Annotated in this window: 16 protein-coding genes and 1 pseudogene; 9 read left to right on the plus strand and 8 right to left on the minus strand. The window is 60.0% G+C overall.

What is annotated here, in order from left to right:
- Positions 1-699: 699 nt before the first annotated feature.
- The 6 genes from W7S_RS15235 (at position 700) to W7S_RS15260 (ending at position 9686) form a co-directional block, all read left to right on the plus strand.
- Positions 700-1119 carry an MmpS family protein gene (locus W7S_RS15235; RefSeq protein WP_036390192.1) on the plus strand — a complete coding sequence of 140 codons (420 nt, stop codon included), beginning with the start codon at positions 700-702 and terminating at the stop codon, positions 1117-1119.
- Complete coding sequence (locus W7S_RS15240) at positions 1116-4007, plus strand: RND family transporter (protein WP_041297893.1); 2892 nt, start codon at positions 1116-1118, stop codon at positions 4005-4007. The genes W7S_RS15235 and W7S_RS15240 overlap by 4 nt, the downstream gene beginning before the upstream one ends.
- Positions 4008-4096: 89 nt before the next feature.
- Complete coding sequence (locus tag W7S_RS15245; protein WP_014711952.1) at positions 4097-7012, plus strand: RND family transporter; 2916 nt, start codon at positions 4097-4099, stop codon at positions 7010-7012.
- A gap of 198 nt (positions 7013-7210) precedes the next feature.
- A complete protein-coding gene (locus tag W7S_RS15250) occupies positions 7211-8158 on the plus strand; it encodes a daunorubicin resistance protein DrrA family ABC transporter ATP-binding protein (RefSeq protein WP_036428980.1) in 948 nt (315 codons plus the stop codon).
- Positions 8155-8895, plus strand: coding sequence for an ABC transporter permease (locus W7S_RS15255; protein WP_008257882.1), 741 nt, complete (start codon positions 8155-8157; stop codon positions 8893-8895). The genes W7S_RS15250 and W7S_RS15255 overlap by 4 nt, the downstream gene beginning before the upstream one ends.
- On the plus strand, positions 8895-9686 hold the full coding sequence (locus W7S_RS15260) for an ABC transporter permease (protein ID WP_081490117.1): 792 nt from the start codon (positions 8895-8897) through the stop codon (positions 9684-9686). The genes W7S_RS15255 and W7S_RS15260 overlap by 1 nt, the downstream gene beginning before the upstream one ends.
- Positions 9687-10114: 428 nt before the next feature.
- On the opposite strand, the gene W7S_RS15265 is transcribed toward W7S_RS15260, so the two are convergent.
- From W7S_RS15265 to gmd, 3 genes are all read right to left on the minus strand, one after another.
- Positions 10115-10900: a glycosyltransferase family 2 protein gene (locus W7S_RS15265; protein WP_269778935.1), complete on the minus strand. Its 786-nt coding sequence runs from the start codon at positions 10898-10900 to the stop codon at positions 10115-10117.
- 143 nt (positions 10901-11043) lie between these two features.
- On the minus strand, positions 11044-12006 hold the full coding sequence (locus tag W7S_RS15270) for a GDP-L-fucose synthase (RefSeq protein WP_008257885.1): 963 nt from the start codon (positions 12004-12006) through the stop codon (positions 11044-11046).
- Positions 12007-12014: 8 nt separating this feature from the next.
- Positions 12015-13037 (minus strand): GDP-mannose 4,6-dehydratase, encoded by a 1023-nt coding sequence (gene gmd / locus W7S_RS15275; RefSeq protein ID WP_008257886.1) that lies wholly within the window; start codon positions 13035-13037, stop codon positions 12015-12017.
- Here gmd and W7S_RS27880 point away from each other — a divergent pair.
- Both W7S_RS27880 and W7S_RS15280 read left to right on the plus strand, forming a co-directional pair.
- Positions 13009-13098, plus strand: a pseudogene (locus tag W7S_RS27880) (hypothetical protein); the annotation flags it as partial. The gene gmd and the pseudogene W7S_RS27880 overlap by 29 nt on opposite strands.
- 382 nt (positions 13099-13480) lie before the next feature.
- Complete coding sequence (locus W7S_RS15280) at positions 13481-14167, plus strand: FkbM family methyltransferase (protein ID WP_008257887.1); 687 nt, start codon at positions 13481-13483, stop codon at positions 14165-14167.
- Positions 14168-14189: 22 nt separating this feature from the next.
- Here W7S_RS15280 and W7S_RS15285 read toward each other — a convergent pair whose 3' ends face one another.
- Positions 14190-15044: a 6-hydroxymethylpterin diphosphokinase MptE-like protein gene (locus W7S_RS15285; protein ID WP_225337588.1), complete on the minus strand. Its 855-nt coding sequence runs from the start codon at positions 15042-15044 to the stop codon at positions 14190-14192.
- Positions 15045-15630: 586 nt separating this feature from the next.
- Between W7S_RS15285 and W7S_RS26335 the strand changes: the two genes are divergently transcribed.
- On the plus strand, positions 15631-16449 hold the full coding sequence (locus W7S_RS26335; protein ID WP_165604839.1) for an FkbM family methyltransferase: 819 nt from the start codon (positions 15631-15633) through the stop codon (positions 16447-16449).
- Positions 16450-16716: 267 nt separating this feature from the next.
- Here the strand turns inward: W7S_RS26335 and W7S_RS15295 are convergent, their stop codons facing one another.
- From W7S_RS15295 to W7S_RS15310, 4 genes are read right to left on the minus strand one after another with little or no spacing between them, the layout of a single operon-like run.
- Positions 16717-17439, minus strand: coding sequence for an SDR family NAD(P)-dependent oxidoreductase (locus W7S_RS15295; protein ID WP_008257890.1), 723 nt, complete (start codon positions 17437-17439; stop codon positions 16717-16719).
- Positions 17436-18368 (minus strand): phosphoglycerate dehydrogenase, encoded by a 933-nt coding sequence (locus tag W7S_RS15300; RefSeq protein ID WP_008257892.1) that lies wholly within the window; start codon positions 18366-18368, stop codon positions 17436-17438. Before W7S_RS15300 ends, W7S_RS15295 begins: the two co-directional genes overlap by 4 nt.
- Entirely contained in the window at positions 18365-19039 is a 675-nt protein-coding gene (locus tag W7S_RS15305; RefSeq protein WP_014711955.1) for a cytidylyltransferase domain-containing protein, read from the minus strand. The genes W7S_RS15300 and W7S_RS15305 overlap by 4 nt, the downstream gene beginning before the upstream one ends.
- A gap of 19 nt (positions 19040-19058) precedes the next feature.
- Complete coding sequence (locus W7S_RS15310) at positions 19059-20018, minus strand: glycosyltransferase (RefSeq protein WP_014711956.1); 960 nt, start codon at positions 20016-20018, stop codon at positions 19059-19061.
- Positions 20019-20041: the final 23 nt, after the last annotated feature.

Genomic DNA, 20041 nt, shown 5'->3' on the forward strand with positions numbered 1-20041 from the left:
TGACCTGCATCAATGGCGGTTGGTGCGAAATATCGCTATTGGGGCAGGCACGTCCTTCAGGCCGATGAAGTTTTTGTGCTCGTCGACACACATCCTAGCCGAACGCGTGACGGCCGCGAAAATCACCCGGAGGCGAAGCTGCCGCCTCCCGGCAGGGCATGTTGAACCCTCCCGGCCGGTGACACGTGACGACTGCTGTGCTTAGGTGGTTGCGCGGCGTTGGCGACCGCTGCCCGGGGCACAGAGGTCAGCAAAACGCCGTTTACGCAGGTGGAATCGGTCACGATCCCGTATCGCGTTGCCAAAGCACTGATACGGAAGCGACGGGCGTGGTTTACTCATCAAGACCTGGTCGCGTTCCCCGGGGGCGGGGCTCGCATGAGGTAACGGAGACACGACTGGTCGGCGACGTACACCGCATCAAGGCGCCGCAGTCTGGCGTGTTGCTACCGGTCTGTAGTTGCATGTTCGGGTGGCGGAGCCCGCGCGGACATGAAGACGGCTGAAGGGGGTGCAGTGGTCGAATCCGACGTGCGGGCCCGGCCCGACAACACCATCGCGGAAGGACGAGAAATTAGCCAACCGTCTGGCCGGAGACGCGGTTTCTTGGGCTTTGCTCGCCGATCTTCGCCTGAACCCACACAGCAAACTGGCCGTCAAACGAATCGATCCCAAAAGAGTGCCGCAGTTCTCAGCCTGCTGAAGCGGCTGTGGATCCCGTTGGTGATCGTGGCGGTGGTTATTGCCGGGGGCATGACCGTTTCGCGGTTGCACGGCGTATTCGGTTCCGAGCACCGCCCGTCGTACGCCGAATCGCGGCAGCAGGACACTAAACCGTTCAACCCCAAGCACGTCAAATACGAGGTCTTCGGCCCGGCGGGGACGATGGCCGACATCAGCTACTTTGACGCCAACGGCGAGCCGAACCACATCACCGGCATCGTGCTGCCGTGGACGTTCGACATCTCGACCACGTTGCCGTCAATCGTGGGAAACGTAGTGGCGCAGGGCAATAGCGACACTCTTGGCTGCCGCATCGTGGTGGACGGCGTTGTCAAGACCGAGAGGATCTCGCACCAATTGAACGCATTCACCTACTGCGTGTTGACGGCCACATGAGTACCGAGCAATTGGAGACCCGGCCGGCCGCGCGACCACGTATAGCGCGGATCATCCACCGGTTGTCGGTGCCCATCATTTTGGGCTGGCTCGGCATCGCCGTCCTCATCAGCGTCGCCGTCCCGTCGCTGGAAAAGGTTGCGGCTGAGCATGCGGTATCGCTGAGCCCCCTGGGGGCGCCGTCGTTCAAGGCAATGGAGCGCCTGGGCGAGGATTTCAAGGAAACCAACACCGGCGCCTTGGCCATGGTCCTGCTGGAGGGCCAGCAGCAACTGGGCGACGACGCGCACACATATTACACGCGTTTGGTTCGCCAGTTGGAGGCCGATTACAAGCACGTGCAGCATGTCCAGGATTTCTGGGGCGATCCGCTGACCCGCGGCGCCGCGCAAAGCCAGGACGGCAAGGCCGCATACGTTCAGGTGAACCTGAACGGCAACGCGGGCGCGGCCGCAGGCGACGAATCTGTGGCCGCAGTTAGAAAGATCGTGCAGGAGGCTTCTCCCCCGCCCGGGCTCAAGGTCTATGTCACCGGCCCCGCGGCCATCGTCGCGGACATGAACGCCGCCGGCGCGAAGACGGTCGCGCTGGTGACTTTGGCCAGCCTTTGCGTGATTTTCCTGACGTTGCTGATCGTCTATCGGTCGATTGTCACCGTCATCCTTCTGTTGCTCATCGTCGGCCTGGAACTGCAGATTGCGCGCGGAATGGTCGCGCTGCTCGGCCACCTCGGGCTGGTCGGTCTCACCACTTTTGCCGTCAACCTCTTGGTGGCGGCTGTCATCGCGACCGGAACCGACTACGGCATTTTCTTCGTCGGCCGATATCAAGAGGCGCGGCAGGCCGGTGAAAGCCGGGAAGACGCCTTTTACACCACATTCAGTGGGGTCGCCAAGGTTGTGTTGGCCTCCGGCTTGACCATCGCGGGCGCGGTGTTTTGCCTTAGCTTTACTCGCCTGCCGTTTTTCCAGCCCCTCGGTATCCCCTGCGCGGTCGGCATCGCGGTTGCGGTCCTTATTGCGCTGACACTCGGGCCGGCGCTGCTGGCCGCCGGGGCCCGGTTCGGCCTGTTCGAACCGCGGCGGGCGATCTCGGCCCGCCGGTGGCGACGCATCGGTACGGCCATCGTCCGCTGGCCGGCGCCCATTCTGGTGGCCTCGTTGGCCGTTGCGCTGATCGGCCTGTTGGCCTTGCCGAATTACCACCCGAGCTACGACGACCAGAAATTCATTCCGCAAAGCATCCCCGCCAATGTGGGGTACGCGGCGGCGGCGCGGCACTTTCCGGGTCAGCGAATGCAGATGCCCGAGATTTTGCTCGTCGAGACCGACCATGATTTGCGCAATCCGACGGATATGTTGGTGATCAACAAACTCGCCAAGGGCGTGCTGGGCGTTCCGGGCATTGCCACGGTGCAGACCGTCACCCGCCCCGAAGGGGTCCCCCTGCAACACACCACGATTCCGTGGATCATCAGCATGGGTCAGGCCAGCCAGATGCAGAACATGGCCTTCCAAAAAGACCGCATGAACGACATGCTCGTCCAGGCCGAAGAGCTCGGCAAAATGATCGGCATCATGCAGCACATGTTGGGTTTGATGAAAGAGCTCGTCGCCACGACTCACCACATGGTCGGGACGACACACGAAATGCAGGACATCACTGGAGAGTTGCGCGATCATATTTCGGATTTCGAGGACTTCTGGCGCCCACTCCGCAGCTACTTCTATTGGGAAAAGCACTGCTACGACATTCCGATCTGTTTCTCGCTGAGGTCCATTTTCGACACGCTCGACGGCGTTGACTTGGTCAATGACAAGCTCGGAGAGCTGGTGAAGAATCTCGATCAGATGGATGTGCTGCTGCCGCAAATGGTCATGCAGATCCCGCCGATGATCGAAACCATGACGGGCATGCGCAGCATGATGCTGACAATGCACAGCACCATGTCCGGGGTCATGGGCCAAATGGATTCGAGCACCAAGGATCCGAGTGTCATGGGACAGGCTTTCGATGCCTCCAGAAACGACGATTCCTTCTATCTCCCGCCGGGGATCATCAACGGCTCCGACGCGTTCAAGCGGGTCGAGAAGGTGTTCATGTCGCCCGATGGGAAGGACTTCCGTCTGCTGATCTCGCAGCGGGGTGACCCGGCGACGCCCGAGGGCCTCTCGCGGGTGGAACAGATCAAGACGGCGGCCGAAGAATCGCTCAAGGGGACCCCCCTTGAAAACGCCAAGATCTATCTCACCGGAACGGCGGCGATCACCAAAGATTTGGTGGACGGATCCAAGTTCGACCTCTTGATTGCCGGCGTGTCCGCGCTCTGCCTCATTTTCATCATCATGCTGATCATGACGCGCAGTTTCATTGCCGCCATGGTGATCGTCGGCACGGTGCTGCTTTCCCTCGGCGCATCCTTCGGGCTGTCCGTATTGGTCTGGCAGTACCTCCTGGGCATGCAGCTGCACTGGACGGTGCTGTCCACCTCGGTGATCGTGCTGTTGGCGGTCGGGTCCGACTACAACCTGCTGCTGGTCTCCCGCATGAAGGAGGAATTGGCCGCCGGGATCCACACCGGCATCATTCGCGCCATGGGCGGCACCGGGAAGGTTGTGACGAACGCCGGTTTGGTGTTCGCGTTCACCATGGCCTCGATGGTGGTCAGCGACCTGCGAAGCATCGCCCAATTGGGCACCACGATCGGTTTGGGACTGTTGTTTGACACGTTGGTGGTGCGCGCGTTCATGACGCCCTCTGTGGCTGCGCTGCTGGGGCGTTGGTTCTGGTGGCCACAGCTGGTGCGCCCCCGCCCCGCCAGCACGATGCTGCGGTCCACGGGGCCTCGTCCGGTGGTGCGTTCGTTGCTGCTGAAGCAGTCGCAGTAAGTGGCGGCTTTCCACTTCGGGATGGGAACAGCGACCGTGGGAAACGTTGTGACGCAGGGCAATAGCCCCACGCGCCTGCTGGGGGCCGCATGACGACACAAGGGACTCGGCCTCCCCGCATCGCGCGGAACATCCGTCGCTTTTCGGCGCTCATCATCATCGGGTGGGTGGCGCTGACCCTGCTGGTGACCTTCGGCGTCCCGCGGCTCGAGATCGTTGGCCAACAGCATTCGGTGCCGCTGGCCCCTCAGGACGCCCCGGCCGTCCAGGCCATGCAGCGCATGGGCAGGGACTTCAAAGAGTCCGATTCGGACAGCTTCGCGATGCTGGTAATCGAGGGGCAGCAGCAGCTCGGCGACTCGGCACACGCCTACTACGACAAATTGGTCCGTGAGCTCAAAGCGGATACCAAGCACATCGAGCACGTGCAGGATTTGTGGGGAGACCGCCTTACCGCGGCGGGCGCCCAAAGTCCCGACGGCAAGGCCGTCTATGTGCAGCTGAACCTGGCGGGGAATCAGGGCACCACCCTAGGCCAGGAATCCGTGGCGGCGATCCGCGACATCATCGCGCGGACGCCACCGCCTCCTGGAATTCAGGCCTATGTCACCGGCCCGGCGGCACTTTTTTCCGATATGCAGCTCGCCGGTGACCGATCCATTCTGAAAATGACGATGATCGGCGCCTTGATCATTTTCATCGTGCTGTTATTCGTGTACCGATCGGTCATCACCGTCATCCTCTTGTTGCTCACAGTAGGCATCGAAGTTTTTGCCGCGCGCGGTGTCATCGCCTTTATCGCCGATCACAACTTCATCGCCCTGTCGACGTTTGCTGTCAACTTGCTGGTGGCCCTGGCGATGGCCGCCGGGACCGACTACGCGATCTTCTTCTTCGGCCGCTATCAAGAGGCGCGTCAGGCCGGCGAGGACCGGGAAACCGCGTTCTTCACCACCTATCGCAGTGTCTCCCCCGTGGTCCTGGGTTCCGGTCTGACGATCGCCGGGGCGATGTTGTGCCTGAGTTTCACCCGCATGCCGATCTTCCAAACCATGGGCCTGCCTTGCTCTTTGGGCATGCTGATTTCGGTCCTGATCGCTTTGACCCTGGTTCCGGCGGTTCTGACCGTCGGCGGTGGTGTCGGATTATTCGACCCGAAGCGCACGATCGGGTTCGGCCGCTGGCGCCGCATCGGCACGGCGATCGTCCGCTGGCCCGCGCCTATCCTGTGCGCGACGATAGCGATCGCCATCGTCGGCCTGGCCACTTTGCCGGGCTACAAGACCAGCTATAACAACCGGCTCTATATGCCCAATAGCGTTCCCGCCAACGTCGGGTACGCGGCCGCCGATCGTCATTTCAATCAATCGCGGATGATGCCCGAAATCGTGATGATCGAGGCCGATCACGACATGCGAAACTCGGCGGATTTCCTCGTGCTGCACAGGCTTGCCAAGGCAATCTTTGGGGTTCATGGGATTTCGCGCGTCCAAGGCATCACGCGGCCGGAGGGAACGCCGATCCAGCACACGTCGATCCCTTTCCTGCTGAGCATGCAGCAGGCAATGATGAGTCAAGACATCAAGTACATGCAGGCACGCATGGATGACATGCTCGTGCAGGCGGACATGATGGCCAAGCAAATCGAGATCATGAAGCGCATCTATGAATTGCAGAGCCGCATGACCGATATCACGCACGATACGATCGAGAAGACGAAAGAAATGGCCGAAGTGCTTTATGACCTACGCGGCCATGTGTCCGACTTCGAAGATTTCTTCCGGCCCCTGCGCAACTATTTCTATTGGGAAAAGCACTGCTACGACATCCCGATATGCTGGTCGTTGAGAAGTATCTTCGACACGCTCGACGGCATCGATACACTCAGCGACAAACTGACGGATCTTCTCAAAGATCTCGACAATATGGACAAGCTGATGCCGCAGCTGCTCGAGCAGTACCCGCCGATGATCGCGATGTCGGAGGACATGCGACAGATGATGCTGACCAATCACAGCACCATGTCGGGGATCATCGGCCAGATGGACAGCAACAACAAGGACGCCGTTGCCATGGGCGAGGCGTTCGACGCCTCCAAGAATGACGACTCGTTTTATCTGCCGCCGGACATCTTCGAGAATGCGGACTTCAAGAAAGCAATGAGCCAATTCTTGTCGCCGGATGGGAAGGCCGCTCGGTTCATCATTTCGCATCGCGGTGACCCGGCAACGTCCGAAAGCGTATCCCGCATCGACAAGATCAGGCAGGCCGCCGAAGAGGCGCTGAAGAACACGCCGCTGGAAAACGCGAAGATCAACATCGCCGGTACCGCGTCGACTTTCAAGGACTTCCGGGACGGCTCGACCTACGACCTCTTGATCGCCGGCGTCGGCGCGCTGTGTCTGATCTTCATCATCATGCTCATCATCACCCGAAGTTTTATCGCCGCCCTGGTCATCGTGGGCACGGTGACCCTGTCCTTGGGCGCCTCGTTCGGGTTGTCGGTGCTGATCTGGCAGTACATCTTCGGCATCGAGCTGTACTGGATGGTGCTGCCGATGTCGGTCATCGTCTTGCTGGCGGTCGGGTCGGACTACAACCTGCTGCTGGTGTCGCGCATGAAAGAGGAAATCGCCGCAGGCATCAATACGGGCATCATTCGCGCGATGGGCGGCACCGGGAAGGTCGTGACGAACGCGGGCCTGGTGTTCGCGTTCACGATGGCATCGATGGTGGTCAGCGACTTGCGCATCATCGGTCAGGTGGGTACCACGATCGGGCTGGGTCTGATGTTCGACACCTTGATCGTGCGCTCGTTCATGACGCCTACCATCGCGGCCCTGCTCGGGCGGTGGTTCTGGTGGCCGCTGTTGGTTCGGCCGCGGCCGGCCAGCCTGCTGCTTCGCTCGGTGGGCACACGCCCGTCGGTGCGCACCCTGCTGCGTGAGGACGACGATGCGGAGGCCCCGACGGCGGAAATCCCGATTCCCAGGTCAACCGTCTAGGTGGTTTCGCGTTTCTCATTGCCAGAGCCATCCGGCACTCAATGCCCTTCGCGGAGAATGTGGTGAGAAAGGTTGGATGCCAATGTTTTTGCTCCGCACGTTCGGAACTCCCCCGCTGCGAACAAGTTTGGGCAAAGCCGCTAGACCTATCGACCTATACCGTCACCACGCCGGTACACATCGTGAAATACTCCTACCGTGAGCCCTTTGGCGATCGAGGTTGTCGGCCTCACAAAGACATTCGGGCGAGACACGATCGCGCTCAATGGCGTGGACTTCTCGGTTCCGGCTGGGACGGTGTGTGGGCTGCTCGGCCATAATGGCGCCGGCAAAACCACCACGATCAACATCCTGTCCACGTTGATCCGTCCCAGCTCGGGGCGCGCGAGCGTTGCCGGCCATGACATCGCCCGCCAGCCCGCCGAAGTACGTGCCAGCATCGGGATGGCCGGGCAATTCACGGGACTGGATCCCATGCTCACGGGCCGCGAAAACCTGGTGTTGTTCGGCAGGCTGCGCGGGCTAAATCGCCGTAGGGCGAAAGCGTGCGCCGACGAACTTCTCGAACGGTTTGACCTCGTCGCCGTCGCCGACCGCCGGGTCGCGACATATTCCGGTGGTATGCGCCGACGTGTAGACCTGGCCAGCGCCCTGGTGGTTCCACCGAAGGTGCTTTTCCTCGACGAGCCGACCACCGGGCTGGACCCACGCAGTCGCCGTGACGTATGGGCCCTGGTGAGTTCGTTGGCTGTGCACGGCATGACCGTGCTGCTGACCACCCAGTATCTGGAAGAAGCCGACGTGCTGAGCGACTCGATCGTCGTCATCGATCACGGGCAGGTGATCGCCAGCGGCACCGCCGAAGAGCTCAAGCACGCTGTGGGCACCAGCTACTGCCAGGTGACCCCGACCAATCCCGCCGAGCTGTCCCGGGTCGCAGCAGCGTTGAACGGGCTCGAAGGGATTGAGATCGACAACGACACGAGCTCTGTGTCGGTGTTCGCCCCCGACGGGGTGTCCACATTGGTCGAGGTGTTTCGCCGGGTCGATGCGCTCGGCCTCGAACTCGCCGACATTTCGCTCCGTAAGCCGTCGCTCGACGAAGCCTTCCTGCACCTCACCGAACGGACTGTCACCCGGTCATGAGCGCTGTGACCGCACTCACCGAACGCTCGTTGAAATCCGCGGCACGTGACGGCGAGATGATCTTCGAGATCCTCTCGCCGGCAGCGTATTTGGTGGGCTTCGGTGTGGCGCTACACGGTTTGATCGACACGGGACACATCAGTTATTCGCAATATCTGCTGCCCGCCGTGGTGGTCCAGTCTATGATCGTCGTTGGGCTGCTCACCGCCGACCGCGCTTCACGCGACCACCTGTGCGGGTTCGGCGAGCGGATGCGTACGTTGCCAATCGCAGCTGCGGCGACGGTGACTGCCCGCGTGACTGCCACCCTGATGCGGGGAATGCTCGCCCTGGTGGTGGCGATGGTTGCCGGATACGTATTCGGTTTCCGCATGACCGGTGGATTCGGCTACGCCATAGCGTTCCTGGTCATAGCCCTGCTGCTGTGCTTGGCCGTGGCGCTCGGTGCCGACGCGCTCGGATCGAGCGCAAACAGTGTCCAGGGTGCCAGTCACCTGCTGTTTGTCCCCCAGCTTCTACTGTTCATGCTGTCCACCGGACTCGCCCCCGAGAAGACTTTCCCAGATTGGCTGCGCCCATACGTCCGGAACCAGCCGGTGTCACAGTTCGCCGAAACCCTACGCGGGCTGGCAAGCGGAAGGGTGCTGGGCGGCACCTTGGCTGCCACGCTGGCCTGGTGCGCGGGCATGGTGGTGGTCTTTGGTGCGATCGCACTGCGGATGCAGAGGCGCGGCTAGTGACTCATCGCCTGGAGCCACAAGGATCCCTGCTCATCCAAAGCTGGGTGCAGGCCGGTCGTTTACTTCTTCGGTGGCGGCGTGACCAAGCAGTCTTGATGGGGTCGCTGCTGCTCCCCGTCTTCCTCCTATTCGCCTACCAAATTGTGCTGGGCGGGCGAGTCCACGCGGTCACCGGTGTCGAGAGCGTCTACGGCATAGTGCCCATGTGTGCTGTAATATCGGCCCTCTTCGGCTCCCTGGGCAACTCCGTCAGCATCACAATGGATCGAGAGTCGGGCCTCCTCAGCCGGATGTGGGTCTTGCCGGTCCACCGGGCAAGCGCTCTCACAGGATGGGTGATCGCCGAGATCGCACGCGCACTCATCGGGACCGTCCTGATCACCGCAATCGGGCTGGCAATGGGGCTGCGCTTCACCCACGGTTGGCTCGCTGCGCTACTCTTCATTCTAATTCCGTCGATCACAGTGACTGGTTTCACCGCACTGGTGATGGCTATGGCGATTCGCAAGAACGGCCGCACCGCAATGACGTGGTTACTTGGCCTCACTTTCTCCATGGCATTCGTCAATCCCGGTGCCACCCCAATCGACCTCTTTCCAGATTGGGCTCGACCACTGATCCGCGTGCAACCGATATCGCCACCCATAGAGACAATGAGGTCGCTGGCCCACGGGGGCCCACTCGCTGGGCCTTTCGCGATAACTCTCATCTGGCCAATCGTTTTGCTCGCCGCGTTCATTCCCATGGCGATACGCGGCTATCGGTCGGCAGCTGCGGCCAACCCCTAGTGTGCCGCGTCCGAGATCTGTGCCATATATTTAGCGGAGTATATAAGTTCGTCAGCGGAATTCAGTCCGCGGAATGATTTTGGGTCGTCGTTCCATGCGGTGATCCAGTCATGCACGTCGTTTTTCCGGCAGCAACAGCCTCATGCATGCCGCGGTGGAGCAGTTGGTCGGTTGAGCAGGTCGGACAGCGTCCAAGCTGGTTCATCTAGAAGGAGCCGTTCTAGCCGTCCGTGGATCGCCGTAGTCTTGTGGGTGGCGAGGTAGTCGCAGATCAGGTGCGCATCCAGGTCGGCGGAAACGGTAAACGTCCCAATCGTGTCCGACGCATAGAAGGCAATCTTCTTGGGAAGAGGGCGCTCATTTGCATTCCCATTGAAGTTACAGCAGGCCGCCCATCATTGGTGCACTAAGTGCGGATAGAGTCCTGTCTAGGATTGCGCACGAGCTTTTGATGCAGCTCTGGATCGGATCAACAAGGCACGCAGTAACAGTCGCCGGTTTTCCTTTCTCCTAATGAACGCCAGCATTCGGCTGAAGGTTTCCCAGGCGCCTACCCAGAAATACATTGGCAGCCGCTTTCTGAACTCCCTGTCCGTGCTCTCCCTCATGCTGAGCCCGGTCATGTCGTTATATCGCGCGATCACAACGTCCATGTACCGAGTGATCAGCGCGGGGTTCGAGAAGCAGCGGATATTAAAGTCCCAGTCGGCCCAGACCCGGTAGCGCAAATTGTAAGGGCCGATGCCGGCGAAGAGCTCGCGGCGGTAAAAGATCGACTGGTGGCACATATTCGTCTCGAATAGCAGACGGTCAAGATCGAAGGCGCCGGCGTGCCGGGACCCAGTCGAGCGCATGACTACGTCGCCGTAAACGAGATCGCTAGGCGCATGGTCACGGACGAAAGCGGCCACGCGCGCCAAGGTGTCAGGTTCGTAAAGGGTGTCGTCGGCGCCCAGGAAAAGCAACCACTGCCCCGTGGCCATGCCGACACCGCGATTCATAGCGTCGTATGGTCCCTGGTCGGACCCACTATGGATGACCAACCGCGTATCGAGGAAGGGGCCGAAGCCGTTCGCGATGTCAAGCGTTCCATCAGTCGAGCCACCGTCGACCAAGATCACTTCGAAGTCGCTGCAGGTTTGGTGAACAATGCTTTCGAGACATGCATGCAGCGTCGCCACCGCGTCGAATGTGGGAACGATAATGGAAAACATTGGCGCGGTCATGACTTCAGCCACGTTAGCAGGAATCACCAGTAAGAGCCGCTGCTTCACTCAGGTGACTTTTGGCTTGGCCCCCCGACCGCCGATCCTCGTCTTAGGCTACCTACACGAGTCCGGCATAGCCCACTCCGATCTCATTTCCTCGCCGAGGCGGCGTTCGCGCGATACCACGCCACTGTTGACTCGATGCCTTCCCGCAGCGCGATTCGGGGCAGCCAGCCCGCGCCCCGCAAAATCGATACGTCCAACAACTTACGAGGCGTTCCGTCCGGTTTGCTTGGGTCCCAGCGTGTTTCGCCGGTGTAATCTACTGCTTTGGCGACTATATCGGCGATCTCCCTGATGGTGTGGTCGATGCCGGTGCCCACGTTGATGTGATTCGGACCGTCGAAGTGTTCGAGGAGATACAAACACGCACTCGCCAAATCGTCAACGTGTAGGAGCTCACGCCGGGGAGTTCCAGTCCCCCAGTTCGTCACCTGTCGGACGCCGCTGGTCTTGGCTTCCTCATACCGACGAATAAGCGCAGGAACTAGGTGCGAACCCGATGCCGAAAAGTTGTCACCTGGCCCATAGAGGTTTGTCGGCATCGCAGAAATCCATGCCAGCCCATGTTGGCGCCTGACCGCCTGAACCTGAAGGATGCCGGCAATCTTGGCGATTGCATACGCGTCGTTGGTGGCCTCTAGAGGGCCGGTAAGTAGTGCCCTCTCGCGAATGGGCTGCGGAGCGAATTTTGGGTATATGCATGAGGAGCCCAGGAATAGCAGTCGCGGCACACGTGCGGCCACGGCCGCGTCGAGGAGATTGACCTGGATCTGAAGGTTCTCGGACAAAAAATCGGCCGGGTATGTATTGTTGGCCATGATGCCGCCGACCTTGGCCGCAGCATCGATGATCACCTGCGGCTTCGATCCCAGCACGAAGTCAAACGTCGCGGCCCGGTCCGTAAGGTCGAGTTCGCTGTGCGACCGTACCAGTAATTTGGTGAATCCCTCGGCCTGAAATTTGCGCAGTAACGCGGACCCCACCAGCCCACGGTGCCCGACAATGAATACGGGCAATGCGCGGTCGAGAGCGCCAACTGGCATGTCCATTCCGGTGCTCAGTTCCAATCGGCGATGACCGGCTTGTCGATCCATGGCTTGCCATCGCACTCCAATGCCGCGACATCCGCGTCGACCATGATCCGCGCCAGCTCACCGGTGTGCACGGAGGCCTTCCAGCCGAGCGATTCCTCCGCCTTGGTCGCATCGCCTATTAGCGAGTCCACTTCGGTGGGCCGCAGATAACGGTCGTCAAACTTCACGTGTTTTTTCCAGTTTAGTCCAGCATGCTCGAACGCGGTCCTGGCGAACTCGCGCACGGTGTAACCACGCCCCGTCGCGAGAACGTAGTCCTCGGGTTCGGCGGCCTGCAGCATCCGCCACATCCCTTCGATGTATTCGGGTGCATACCCCCAGTCGCGGACGGCATCCAGGTTGCCGAGATAAACGTCGGACTGAACGCCGGCCTTGATGCGGGCCACCGCTCGCGTGATCTTTCGGGTCACGAATGTTTCACCGCGCCTGGGTGATTCGTGGTTGAACAAGATACCATTCACCGCGAACAACCCGTAGGCTTCGCGGTAGTTGCGTGTGGCCCAATAGGAATAGACCTTCGCCGCGCCATACGGTGACCGCGGATAAAACGGGGTCTGCTCATTCTGCGGCGGCGGCGACGCGCCGAACATCTCCGACGAGGATGCCTGATAATAACGGCAATCCACTCGGGAAAGGCGGACGGCTTCGAGCAATCGGATCGATCCCATGCCCGTGGTGTCGCCGGTGTGCACGGGTTCGTCGAAGCTGACACGTACGTGCGACTGCGCCGCAAGGTTGTACACCTCGTCGGGGTCGATGGTGCTCAGCAGGGTCACCAAGCGGGTCCCGTCGGTGAGGTCGCCGTAGTGCAAGAACAGGCGAGCGTCCGGTTGATGTGGATCGACGTAGAGGTGATTGATCCGCGATGTGTTGAAGGTCGAGGCTCGACGAATCAGCCCGTGGACCTCGTATCCCTTGTTCAGCAGCAATTCGGCGAGATACGAGCCGTCCTGTCCGGTGATTCCGGTAATGAGCGCTCGCTTCACTGGATTCCCGCTTCTGTCGCTGCATGCCCGTCACCGCACGACCGGCATTTCATCATCGCGGCTCTCACTCCTGCGCGTTACAAGGGCAGGGCGTTGCCGTTGCCTCATAGTAGATGTCGAAAGCAACAAGCATCGAGCGACCTCGGTTGCCGCCACTTGAGCGCGTTCGAAGGGACCACATCCCAGCGAGAGCTGCTGCGGAAGTCAATGAGGCACAACGGGTTCCAGTGTGCCGACTGACCACCTCGACTGGGCTGCTGCAACGACTACGCTGATCGCGTTCGCGACAAGGTTCTCGCCATTCTCCCGAAAAGGTAGACTACGGGACCGCACGACTTACGGGAGAGGCGATGACTCAATTGAACGCGATTCGGCAGGCCGCGACGACCCTGAGAAGAAGCCTTGTTTGGTCTCTTTTTGTTAGGCGCCGACTCCCCTACGTTGTGACTTTGAGGGACTTCGAGAGAGACGGCGTGCGGTTCGAGGTTACTAATGTCGTCGAATACTTCCGAGTCGCCGACCACGGCGGGGAGACGGAGTATCTCGCCGCGATGCTTCGGGATCTTCAGGATGAAGACGTGCTTTTTGACGTCGGCGCAAATGTAGGCCTGGTCGCAATCCACGCCGCCAAAATCTGCCGCACAGTAGCCTTTGAGCCTGACCCATCTTTCAAGCATCGACTCGAAACCAATACGGCGCTCAACCCTGACCGCGCATTTACTCTCCAGCCAATTGCCATCAGCGACTCGGACGGCACCGTTGTGCTGTACACGGACGGCGCCGCCGGCAACAGTCCTAGTCTGGCTCATCAGCGCGGTGAACACGAGAGCGTGTCAGTTTCTGCGCGGTCGCTGGATAGCCTCATGGCCGAAGGTGCCTTACCGCGCCCAACAGTGATCAAGTTGGATATCGAGGGCGCCGAGATCCTCGCCTTACGAGGCGCCAAACAACTCTTGACCGGTCCCGAGCGCCCTCGCGCTCTGTTTATAGAGGTTCACGACACGTTCCTGCCGGGCTTCGGATCTTCAGCTGACGAAGTTTATGCACTGCTGCAAGAATTGGGGTACACGACGACCGTCTATAGGGCCCGACGAGCCGACCAAACGCACCTGATTTTGCACGCTGCATAAGAACTTGACCTCCAGCAAGTTCTCACTTTCGGAGCGCCTCTTCGAGTGTGAGTTTGGGAAATACGGTCAGCGCACCGTCGACAGTCGCGTCGACAATTCGCCGCCCATCGTCCTCGAACACCTTGCGGGCAAGCCTATATGCAATCTCAGAGTTCTCGAGATCAGGTAGTTGCCACTTGAAACCCTTCGCAAAATAGCGCGGATCGAAATGGCTTGTGTCCGGTCCACTGGATTCGACCAGCTGGTTGGGGGCTCCGCTGACAGCGAAGCGGTGGTCGACCCCGATAAGTATCACCTCGGAGAACCCCATGTAGTACGCCAGCTGCATCGCCACGTACGTGACAGTATAGCCCTCCCAAATTCCGCGGCTCACATCGCGCGCGAACCACGGCCCAACCACGCTGTAGAGATAGGCGGTATTCGGTGCGCTGTCGAGGTATGCGCGGTTCAGGACGGTCGTGAAGAGCGGTGCTTTGATCTCCCGGAAATCCTCGACACATTGCTCGACCACATACCGGTTGACGACGGCATGGAATGTGGTCTCGAAACCAAGTTCGTCGAACATCAAATAGATGCGGTTCAAACCGAAGGTGTATTCGTCGCGCAAGAGGCTCAGGTCGGTGTTCCGAAGACTTGGGCCGTTTCCGATGATTACACACCGCTCATCAGCATGGATGCCCTTGAACTGGCGAATATATGCGCGATTAGCGCGGCCGCCAGGCGTCAGACTGGAGTGCAGGCCTGCTAAGCCGAATGAGATCGATCGAGTCAGGCTACGAGCTGGGCGGCTGCCAAGCATTTTCGCCGCCGTCCTGTGTTTCCAGTCGAGTTCCTCGGAGTCGACCACCACAACCTGCTGCTCTTCCGGCTCACCCACAGCGGATATCTTCCCCTAGTCGCGGTTATCTCGCTCCACGGACAACATCTGTCTTCTCCAGACGTGTCAAGCTTGCCACACCCTGATTGCCGCATTGGAATATGCCGACCGACTATGGACGCCCCCCGGTTGGCAGGAACCCATCGGAAGCACTAGCGATGGTCAGCGTTCATGCAGTCAGCGCACGGCCGCGCGCGAAGACTCGCCCGTGAGCTGGCCGCATGGTGCTGGTGGCTGGCCGTCCTGACAACTGAGCTGTGGCAGCGCCGCGCGACGACCGTGCGAAGAGCTTGGCGGTTGCGCAGCAACGTGCGCTAGCGTCCTGCGCCAGGAATCGGCTAGTAATTTTGAGCTAGATTCATGGCGCGCTGGAAAGACCCAGGTGAAGATGGCATTTACTGACGCGAGTGGTAGCCTCGCCGTCCAAGCCGTTGCAGGCAGCACGAAACGTTATGAACGGACAAAGCAGAAGGAAAAACTGCGACGCGGTGACCGAACGTGTCGCTGCCAGGTGTGCAACGGTTGCTCTCGCGCTTCGTCGTTCGGATTTCATCCTCGAACGATACGAGACTATCTGGGAGGGATCATGAAAATCATCGATCGTACTAAAACTGTGGTCAACATTTTGAGGCTTTACACGCAGAATCAACTGGGGAGGCCAGTAAGCGTTAAGATTGATGGGGTTAGTTATTATTTGAACCCGGAACCAGCCGCGCTCTATCACGCGCTCCATTCCGTGCCGAAACTCGAACGCATGGTGGAATTAGTCGCTGATGCTAGAACTATTTTCGATGTTGGTGCAAATTGCGGAATATTCGCAGCGCTCTGTGCCCAGAAATTTCCGTCGGCTGCCATACACGCTTTCGAGCCCGCGAAGGCGCTTCAGCCGATTCTCGCACGTAACTGCCCGGCGGAGAGCATTTCGGTGCACCAGCTTGCAGTCGGCGAACGCAACGAGGACGTCACACTATTCGTTAACCCGGATTCACAGCAGACCAATAGCCTGAAGCCCTCTGCAGTACAAGCCTTCGCAGATTCAGCTGATATTGAAATGGAGACCATTCGTTGTGTCACGCTGGATTCCTTCGTGGCCGAATACAAGAGTGGTCCAATCGATGTACTGAAAATCGATGTACAGGGTTTAGAAGGCGCAGTATTACGTGGCGCTCGGACTGCGTTGGAAACCGTAGAATACCTGTTTATTGAAGTGACCTGGCTGGACCTCGAGGGGGTGCAACGCGTTTTACCCACAGCCGAACACTATGGCTTTCAGCATGGCACGGTGGTCAATCCAGTTCACACGGGGGCAGATTTGCTGTTCACGCGGGAGCCACTGACCGCCGATATGCCGAACCTTCTCCGCTTTCGCCTCGGCGCTGAAAGCGAAGGGGAACCGTGGTTCTAATGCCGCTAGTACGGACGAAATGCGGACGTGTTATCCCTCGATTCAACCAACGATTCCTGACGTCGGCTGATTATGGGTCATCCAAACCCTGCGAAGGATCCTGACTGGCCGGCGAGGACAAATGAAGCGGCAGCCAAACGGAAGAATCCGATGCTATTCCTACGCCCCATTCGCCGGGGTTTGCACGGTGTGGGTTGCACACTGGTTGGAATTCTCCTAGCAGGCGGTGACCAGGCACGCTGTTACCACGCCCCGCCAAGCCATACTTCATTCCGATCCCAGGCGAGCCGTTGCTCCGCCGTCGACGACCAATACCGTTCCGGTGATGAAACGGGCGTCGTCACCAATCAGAAATGACACGGCTCCTGCGACGTCACTCGGCTCTCCGATGCGGCGAAGCGCAGTGCGCTGGCGCAAGAGGGCTTTGCGTTCCTCGGCTGTCTCCCCCCAGCGGGCGAATCCCTCGCGAAGCTTCGCGGTGTCGATGGCTCCCGGCGCGATGGCGTTGACGCGGATGCTCGGGCCAAGGTCCATAGCCGCGGACCGCACCCAACCCTCCAACGCGGCCTTCGTCGTTGCGTACGCCGTGATGCCTCCCGTTGTCGCGCGGCCATGAACGCTACTGATCACGACGATCGAACCATTGTTAACCGCAAGGTTTTCGTGAGTGCCCGACATCAGGGCGTCGACGGCGATGACGTTCACGCGCAGAGCATTTGTCCATACGTCGAAGGGCGTCTCCCCTGCACCCGCAATGGGCTGCACCGCGCCGTTGTGCACCACGGCTTTCAGCTTGTAGTCACCCGCCAACTCTCGGCCGAGGTCCACGAGTTGCTCGGACTCGCTCAGATCGACCTGAAGGTAGACATCTGCAGCCGGAGCAACGTCTTTATCGATCCCGATCGTGGTGTACCCGTCTTTGCGCATCCGTTCGCACAACGCCGCGCCGATTCCGCCTGCGGCACCCGTGACGATGACCGCGCGGCTCACCGCCCAAGCTCCTCGATCAGGAAGTCGACAGCCGCCTCACTCGCCCGCACCACACCCTCGCGGGTGTTCGATCCATTGTGCGCGCCCAGTACCACGTTGTGCAGCGTCCGAAGCTCGCTGTCCAGCGGCAACGGTTCGACCTCGAACACATCGAGTGCGGCTCCCGCGAGCCGACCATCCTTGAGAGCGTCGATTAGATCCTGCTCCATGACGACGGGGCCTCGGGCAACGTTCACCAGGTAAGTGTCCGGCCGTACCCGAGCGAGACGTTCGGCGTTAATGAGGTGAAATGTCTGCGGAGTTAGCGGACAAGCCAGGACGATGAAACGACTTGTTTCCAAAAGCTTGTCGAGGCCGACAATCGGCACGTCCGCTTGCGCACCGTCGGCGAATGGGTCGTAAGCAACGACATCCATGGCGAAACCCTTTGCACGATTGGCGATCTCACGCCCGATCGTTCCAAACCCCACGATGCCAAGCTGCGCGCCGGCCAGTGTCACCCCTTCCACCTTCGGCCACTCGCCACGACGGACGGCGGCATCCACCGCAATGTGGCCGCGCACCAGATTCAAGATATAGCCGAATGCCGCGTCTGCGACCTCGTGGCCGAAGACCCCCGGGGTGTTACGCACAGTTACCCCGTGGTCTCGAGCGGCTTGAAGATCAACAGAGTCCATGCCGATCCCCCAGCGGATCACGGTCTTGATCTTTTTTGCATTTTCAAAGAAGTCACGGTCAAGCTGGTCGTCGCCGGCAATGATCCCCACCAGGCGGTCGCCGTATTTGAGCAGTTCCGCCGCGGTGAGCTGTTGCCGCCCAAGGAGATCCGGCGCAACAACCTCGTAGCCAAGTTTCTCGATACGCTCACGGTGCCGCGGAAGCTCGACCTGCATCTGCCGGCAGGTCACCAGGATTAGCGGGGCGGTCACGCCCTGATCTCACCGCGCTCGGCGATAGCGGCGGCGAGAGAGAAGTCCTCTTCCGTGTCGATGTCCACCGCTTCAAGGGGCGCGATTTCAACCATAAACGGCCGTGCCCCAATGCGGGAGCCGTGCTCACGCAACAATTTCGGAGTGAAAATAAAAAAGCAGGAATTCTCGATGAACAAGGGCGGCAGATCCTGCGTTCGGAGCAGCATAGATGGGTCGTGGTTGATGGGCCTACTTTCAGCGTCCCAGAGCCTGGCCTGCAAGCGCGTGACACTAAAGACGGAGTCGCACTCACGATCGTGAGCCGTAAACAGTTGCAGCGCCGCAGAAACCGTGTCGGCCTTGAGGAATGGATTTGTCGAGTGTGTCTGCAGGACAATATCGGCGTATACCTGATCGAGCGTATTGCGCAAGACGTCGTTCATCGCGATGCCGCCGTCGCGTAGGTGCTGTGGACGAGCAACCACCTGCACGTGCGGGAAATTCTTGGCGCAGTCGTCGGTGATCAAGTCGCTGTCGGTATCGACCACAATGAGGTCGACTTCGGGCACCGAACTCAACATACGGACCACGTGGTGATACAGCGGGATTCCAGCCAGTGGGCGATAGTTCTTGCGCGGAACACGCTCACTGTTGTGGCGCATGGGTACGACGGCGACAGTGCGGGTCATGGCTCTCCACGGTTGTTGGCTACGGGTCTTCGGAGTAGACAATCTTCCGGCCAAGAGCAGGTGGAAGGTCGTCGCCTTGCGATTCAGCAGGGTAGTAAAAGCGCTCCAGCAAGCGTGCCGACACATGATCAGGCTCGCGGAAGCCCTGCCAAGCCCCAATAAACTGGGCGAATCGGAACTGCGGGATACTCAGTGCGTTGCTACGCAGAAGGTCCGCCTTGATCGCATCGCGATAATCACTCGCGATGTTCGATAATGCTAGCCCTACCGCCCTCGGCAGGGACATGTTCGACCCCTTGACAATACGGGCGTAGGCCATCGCCTCCCGCCGATAGCGATTGCGGATCGTGCTCCAGGTCTCCTCGTGCACATGGACCACCGGTGCGTCCGCGACATAGGCGATCTTGTGCCCCCTGTCCAGGGCCTTCTTGGCGAAGTCGAGATCTTCGAGGCCGGTGAGGCTCTCGTCATAAGGCGTCTCCTTCCACACCGACCTCAGTACCGCGGCGTTGGCGTTGTTGCTGAAGGGATGACCCTGGTCCCAGATGTTTTGGTTGGGGAACCATTTCAGCATCACCCGCGATTCGGAGAACTTGGTTCGCTCATCTCCAACCTGGCGCCCGTACGCGATGGCCACGCCATCGCGGTCGAACGCGCTGACGATGTGCTCGACGTAGGTGTTGTAGACCGGGTAGACGTGGGCGGAAGCAAACAGCAGAATATCGCCACTCGCTGCTGCGCAACCTTTGTTGAGCGCCCGCCCAAACGAGAACTCGTTCTTAGCGATGTGAACGACGGTGCAGCCGGCGGCCTCAGCGATCGCGACCGTGTTGTCTGTGGAACCGGAGTCAACCAGGATGACCTCGTCGAGTTTGACGGTCTGCTGTTCAAGCCCCTTGAGCAGTCGGCCGATATGCTTGCCTTCGTTCAAAGCACGGATGACCACCGACACCCGGCGCGGAGGATTGTTGTCACTCATCGCTGACGAGCATGCCCCATATC

This window comes from Mycobacterium sp. MOTT36Y (genome assembly GCF_000262165.1).
GTDB classification, from domain to species: Bacteria; Actinomycetota; Actinomycetes; order Mycobacteriales; family Mycobacteriaceae; genus Mycobacterium; species Mycobacterium intracellulare.

Coding starts and splice junctions, on each gene's coding strand:
- W7S_RS15240 (WP_041297893.1), top strand. CDS start 1,116: ATGAGTACCGAGCAATTGGAGACCCGGCCGGCCGCGCGACCACGTATA.
- W7S_RS15245 (WP_014711952.1), top strand. CDS start 4,097: ATGACGACACAAGGGACTCGGCCTCCCCGCATCGCGCGGAACATCCGT.
- W7S_RS15255 (WP_008257882.1), top strand. CDS start 8,155: ATGAGCGCTGTGACCGCACTCACCGAACGCTCGTTGAAATCCGCGGCA.
- W7S_RS15265 (WP_269778935.1), bottom strand. CDS start 10,900: ATGTTTTCCATTATCGTTCCCACATTCGACGCGGTGGCGACGCTGCAT.
- W7S_RS15270 (WP_008257885.1), bottom strand. CDS start 12,006: ATGGACATGCCAGTTGGCGCTCTCGACCGCGCATTGCCCGTATTCATT.
- W7S_RS26335 (WP_165604839.1), top strand. CDS start 15,631: ATGAAAATCATCGATCGTACTAAAACTGTGGTCAACATTTTGAGGCTT.
- W7S_RS15305 (WP_014711955.1), bottom strand. CDS start 19,039: ATGACCCGCACTGTCGCCGTCGTACCCATGCGCCACAACAGTGAGCGT.
- W7S_RS15310 (WP_014711956.1), bottom strand. CDS start 20,018: ATGAGTGACAACAATCCTCCGCGCCGGGTGTCGGTGGTCATCCGTGCT.